Annotated in this window: 4 protein-coding genes; 1 reads left to right on the top strand and 3 read right to left on the bottom strand. The window is 66.2% G+C overall.

Annotated features, from left to right (window positions below; all coding sequences use genetic code 11):
- The 3 genes from QOC69_RS20930 to QOC69_RS20920 all read right to left on the bottom strand — a co-directional run.
- The coding region (locus tag QOC69_RS20930) for an AMP-binding protein (RefSeq protein ID WP_526443122.1) at positions 1-1,192 on the bottom strand (1,192 nt) is incomplete at its 3' end.
- Between the two features lie 250 nt (positions 1,193-1,442).
- The gene (locus QOC69_RS20925) at positions 1,443-2,678 is read right to left on the bottom strand and encodes a PucR family transcriptional regulator (protein ID WP_526443120.1); all 1,236 of its coding nucleotides are present in this window, start codon (positions 2,676-2,678) and stop codon (positions 1,443-1,445) included.
- A 107-nt stretch (positions 2,679-2,785) separates the two neighbouring features.
- Positions 2,786-4,072: a PucR family transcriptional regulator gene (locus QOC69_RS20920; protein WP_526443118.1), complete on the bottom strand. Its 1,287-nt coding sequence runs from the start codon at positions 4,070-4,072 to the stop codon at positions 2,786-2,788.
- Between the two features lie 170 nt (positions 4,073-4,242).
- Between QOC69_RS20920 and QOC69_RS20915 the strand changes: the two genes are divergently transcribed.
- On the top strand, positions 4,243-4,533 hold a 291-nt coding region (locus QOC69_RS20915), incomplete at its 3' end, for an AMP-binding protein (RefSeq protein WP_526443116.1).

The raw sequence follows: 4,533 nt of genomic DNA, 5'->3' as shown, positions 1-4,533 counted from the left end.
TCTTGCGGTCGACGATCCAGTAGTAACCGTCCTCGTCGACGACGGCGATGTCACCGGTGGAGAACCAGCCGTCCTTGATCGACGCTTCGGTCGCCTCGGGCAGATTCCAATACCCCTTCATGACGTTGGGACCCTTGACTTGAATCTCTCCAGGGCTCCCGGCCGGGACGTCGTGTCCGCCTTCGTCGACTAGCCGCACCTGCACGCCCTCGATCGGCGTGCCGATCGATCCGGGGCGGCGCTCCGCATCGGGATGGTTGAACGTGGCGGCAGGAGAGGTCTCCGACAGCCCGTACCCCTCGAGAATGACCGCATCGAACGTCTTCTCGAAGTCGTTGAGCACCGCGACGGGCAGCGCCGCGCCGCCCGAAACGCATGTGCGCAGTGAGGCGGTCGCCTCGGGCGGAAAGTCATCGGCGACCGACAGCAGCGCCGAGTACATGGTTGGCACCGCCTCCAGGACCGTCACGCGGTCACGGTGAATTCGCTCGATCGCGGTGGCCGGATCGAAGCGCGCCAGCAACGACAGCCCCGCACCTGCGGCGATCGCGGCGTTCATCGCGCATGTCATCCCGAACACGTGGAACAGCGGCAAGCAGGCGAGCACGACGTCGTCGTCGGTCAGCATCAGCAGGCGTTGCGCGATGACGTCCCGGTTGCTCCCAAGGCCTCCGTGGGTCAGCTCGGCGCCCTTCGGCGTGCCGGTCGTTCCCGACGTGTGCAGCACGACGGCGGTGTCGGACGGATCGCGCAGGACCGGCTCGCCGTATTCCGGCAGATCACTGGTCAGCCGTGCCAGTTCGGCGTCGTCGACGAGCCACAGCTTCGCGCCCGCACCCTCCGCGCCGTCGGTCGCCGCGCCGGCAAATCGCTGCGTTCCGATCAGCGCCTTGGCGCCGGTGTTCGTTAGGTAGAACCGCACCTCACGGCCCTGCATCAACGGGTTCATCGGCACCGCGACGGCGCCCATCCGCCAGATGGCGTAGTAGGCGATCGGTGCTGCCGCGATGTTCGGCAGCATCACTCCGACCCGCTCACCCACGCCGATGCCCTCGCGCTGGAGCAGCGTGGCCAGTCGGGCCGACGCGCCGTCCAGTTCCGCGTACGTCAGCGTCTGTTCGCGCGTGATTGCCGCGGTCCGATCGGGGATACGCGCGGCGCTGGCAACAAGATTGAGCGCGAGATTCGACATTGCGGCTCCATCTGTCCCCGCTTCGGTGATTGTCCAATCGTCTCGACTGTGGGCCGGTATGTCGTTGTTGCGCAGAACACCGCGACCGCGACGACGTTGTACCGACAAACAATCGTCGGGTTTCCCGGCGGCGCAACAATGAATTACTCCGACGCGCGCGGTTCGCCCCGCGCGAGCCGCTGCCACCGGAATCACTTGGAGCAGGCATGCCCGACACGCGCCACGCCCGGTCACGACCATTGGGCACATGTCAGGCCGTCGATGAATTCGGTTTCGGCCGGTCGGGATTCTCTGCCTGCCACATGAGAAGTCGATGAACCTCGAACGCCAAGGAGACTTCGGCGACGTCCCGCGGTCGAGACAGGGAACGGCCGGTTCGTTGTTCGATTCGGTGTAGCCGATAACGGACGGTGTTGGGATGGCAGAAGAGCAATTCGCCGGCGGTGCGCAAGGATCCGTCGTTCTCCAGCCACACCCTGAACGTGTCGAAGAGAATGTCGCGCTCTTCATGGGAAAGTTCGGCGAAACACTCGATCGTGGGAGTCACGAGCTTCACCATCACCTCGGGCGCACTGAGCGCGGCCGTGGACAGAATGGAACCGTCGAACTGCGTGACCCGCGGCCCCTGGTCCGGGCGCCCGCGCAGCGTCACGCGGGCGTAGCGCAGCGCTTGTGCGGTGTCCCGCAGATCGTCGAACTGTGCGCTGACTCCGACACGGCCGGTGGCCAGCCGCGACACCAGCGCCAGTGCGTTGTCCAACTGCTCGGCGGTCTTCACGTGCACGATCCCGACGTGCAAGTCGGGCAACTGTCGCCAGGCCGAGAAGACGTCCATGCTGCGCATCTTCGATTCGATCCCGGGCAGCGCCTCGGTGCCGATGACACCCGCGTCGGCGGCTATCACGACATATGGCCCCTTTGCGGGCAGCAGCAGATAGTCGGCGGCCTCCCACACGCTGGACTGCTCGAACAGCCGTCCGTGCAGAACCGAGTCGATGAGGACCTCGCGTTCGGATTCATCACCATGAAGTCGGCGGGCCTGTTCGGCTCGGTAGGCGGCCGCCATCGCGGCGGTGAAGACATCTTGGGCCGCAAGTATTTTCGCAGTCAGCATGCGCAGAGCATCGCCGTTCACCCGGGCGCGGTTCGCCACCTCATTCACGGCGGCGTCCCATATCGCGCGGAACCCGACCCGGTACGCCTCCATCACCGAGGCCAGCGGAACCCCGTCGCGTGCACGTTCTGTGCCCAAGTCGGCCGCCGCGGTCGGGTCGAACTCGGTGTCGGCGGCGATCGCACCGAGGACCTGCCGGATGTTCGTCCGACAGCCGTCGACGACCAGCTCGAAAGGCACCAGTGCGGTGGTCTTGTACAGCCTCACGTCTCGGGCGATCGCGTGGGCAAGCGCGGTCGCGAGTTCGTCGGTTCGCCCGTAAAGCGCTTCCGCGATCTCTGCGACTTGTTGCCGCACCACGTTGGCGTCCATGCGGGGAAGGCTAGATTCGAACACCCTCATCGCCATTGTCCTCCGACAACGAAAACCGCCGCGTTCGTTGTAGGCGCGAGATGACCGGGTTGAGCGGGTTGACCGGGCTAGGCCTCGTCCGACTGGAGCACAGCCGTCCCGTACCACTGGCAGGCCAGCAGGGCGAGCTCGACGTCAAGACGGTCCTGCTCGATGGGCTTGCCCCGCCTCGCGACCGCCCGGCCAATCCGGTATTTCACGGTGTTGAAGTGCAGGTCCAGCTCTTCGGCCGCTTGTTTGTAGCTCGACCCGCACCGAAGGAAGAGCCGGAGCGTCTCGCGCAGCCGGGCGTCGTTCTCGGTGTCCGCCGACAACTCACCGAGCACGTCGCCCACCCAGACCCTGGCCGCGCCGATGTCGACGCCAAGCAGCGCTGCCGCCGCCAAACCGGGGTCCGACGCTGCGATCACCGTCGCCCCGTGGGCACCGCCGGCGACCGCGACGGCCCTGGCCGCCTGCGCCTCGCGATAAGACCGGCGGAATCCGTCGACGCCGGAGGCAACCGTGCCGATTGCCACGCTCGGCGGATCGGCGCGCTCTCTGGCGAACTCTTGGACCGACTCAACGGCATTGGCCGGAGCAGAACGGTATGGGAGCCAGCCCCATCCGGTGGTTTGGTCCGCCGCCGCGAACAGGGGGTTCGAGCCCACGTCGGTGGTCTGGCCAAGCTCACGAAGGAAGCGCTGCAGCCGGGCGAGTTCGTCACCGCTGGCACCCTCGTCCGAGTACCACATCACGACCGCAAGATGGTGCCACCGCAACGGATAGCGGATCGAGTCACTCGTCGCGTCGACGTCGACTTTCGCCTTCCCGGCCACGACCTCGCGGACTCGCAGTGCGCGGATGCTGTTCTGGTTCTCCAACCATCGTTCGCGCTCTTCTTCGTAGACGGCGACGACCTGTTGCGAGATCCAGTCGATGTACTCGAAGAGCGTGGTACTTATCGCCTCCAGCGCGGCGAGCCGGGTGACGGGCGAGATATCGGCCTCGCGCACCGCCTGGAACACGAGATCGTTGAGCTGGCGCTGGCCCAGCCGATAGGCCCTGACGAGGGCGTTGACCGGTACGCCGTGCTGGGCCAGTCGGCGGGCATACTCCAGCGCCGCGGTCGGCGCCTCGACTCGTTCCACCGCGATGTCGTGACGCAGCGCGTGCAGCAGGGTGTCGACATTTCCCTCGACGCTGGCGCCCAGCAGTTCGATGGTGCGGGCATCGCCGCGCAGTTCGGGGATCGCATCCTCGAGGGCAGCACGGATGGACCCCGACACCGCAGCGAGTCGGTCGTTCAGCTGGGCGCCAATCTCGGCGACCACGCGATTGACGTCCACCGCGTTCGCCAGACCCTGCTTCGTCATCCTTTGACGGTAAATCCTCGGCTAGCCGCTGGCGGCAGATTCGTCGCAACGGAATTGTCTCCGGAAGACAACATCGGCCGCCATCTTGATTCGTCCACGACGGTGCCCCCACAGCGCCCGATTTCTAACGTCTTACCCACAGAACACCACGCGACCAAGGAGCGTCCGTTATGAATCTGCAGGCACTGCCCGACCTGCGCGCAACCGAGAATCCGTCGGATCCTGCGGTCGCAGACGACGACACGGACCTGAACAACGCCCAGTTTCTGGCCGCCGTCCAACGTGCGGCCGCGTCACTGCGGGCCCGCGGCGTATCGGCAGGCGACGTCGTCGCCATCATGCTGCCCAACACCGTCAGTTTCGTGGTCGCGCTCTTCGGGGCGTGGCGGATCGGCGCCGCCGTAACCCCGATCAATCCGTCCCTCACCCCGACCGAGGTGAACTATCAGGTCGCCGATGCC

The sequence above is a fragment of the Mycobacterium sp. genome (assembly GCF_032162105.1).
Classification (GTDB): Bacteria; Actinomycetota; Actinomycetes; order Mycobacteriales; family Mycobacteriaceae; genus Mycobacterium.
The sequence above is the reverse complement of the archived record's forward strand: the minus strand, read 5'-3'. Positions and strand labels throughout refer to the sequence as shown.

Excerpts from the sequence above, each read along its gene's own strand:
- QOC69_RS20925 (WP_526443120.1), bottom strand. The coding sequence starts at position 2,678 with ATGGACGCCAACGTGGTGCGGCAACAAGTCGCAGAGATCGCGGAAGCG.
- QOC69_RS20920 (WP_526443118.1), bottom strand. The coding sequence starts at position 4,072 with ATGACGAAGCAGGGTCTGGCGAACGCGGTGGACGTCAATCGCGTGGTC.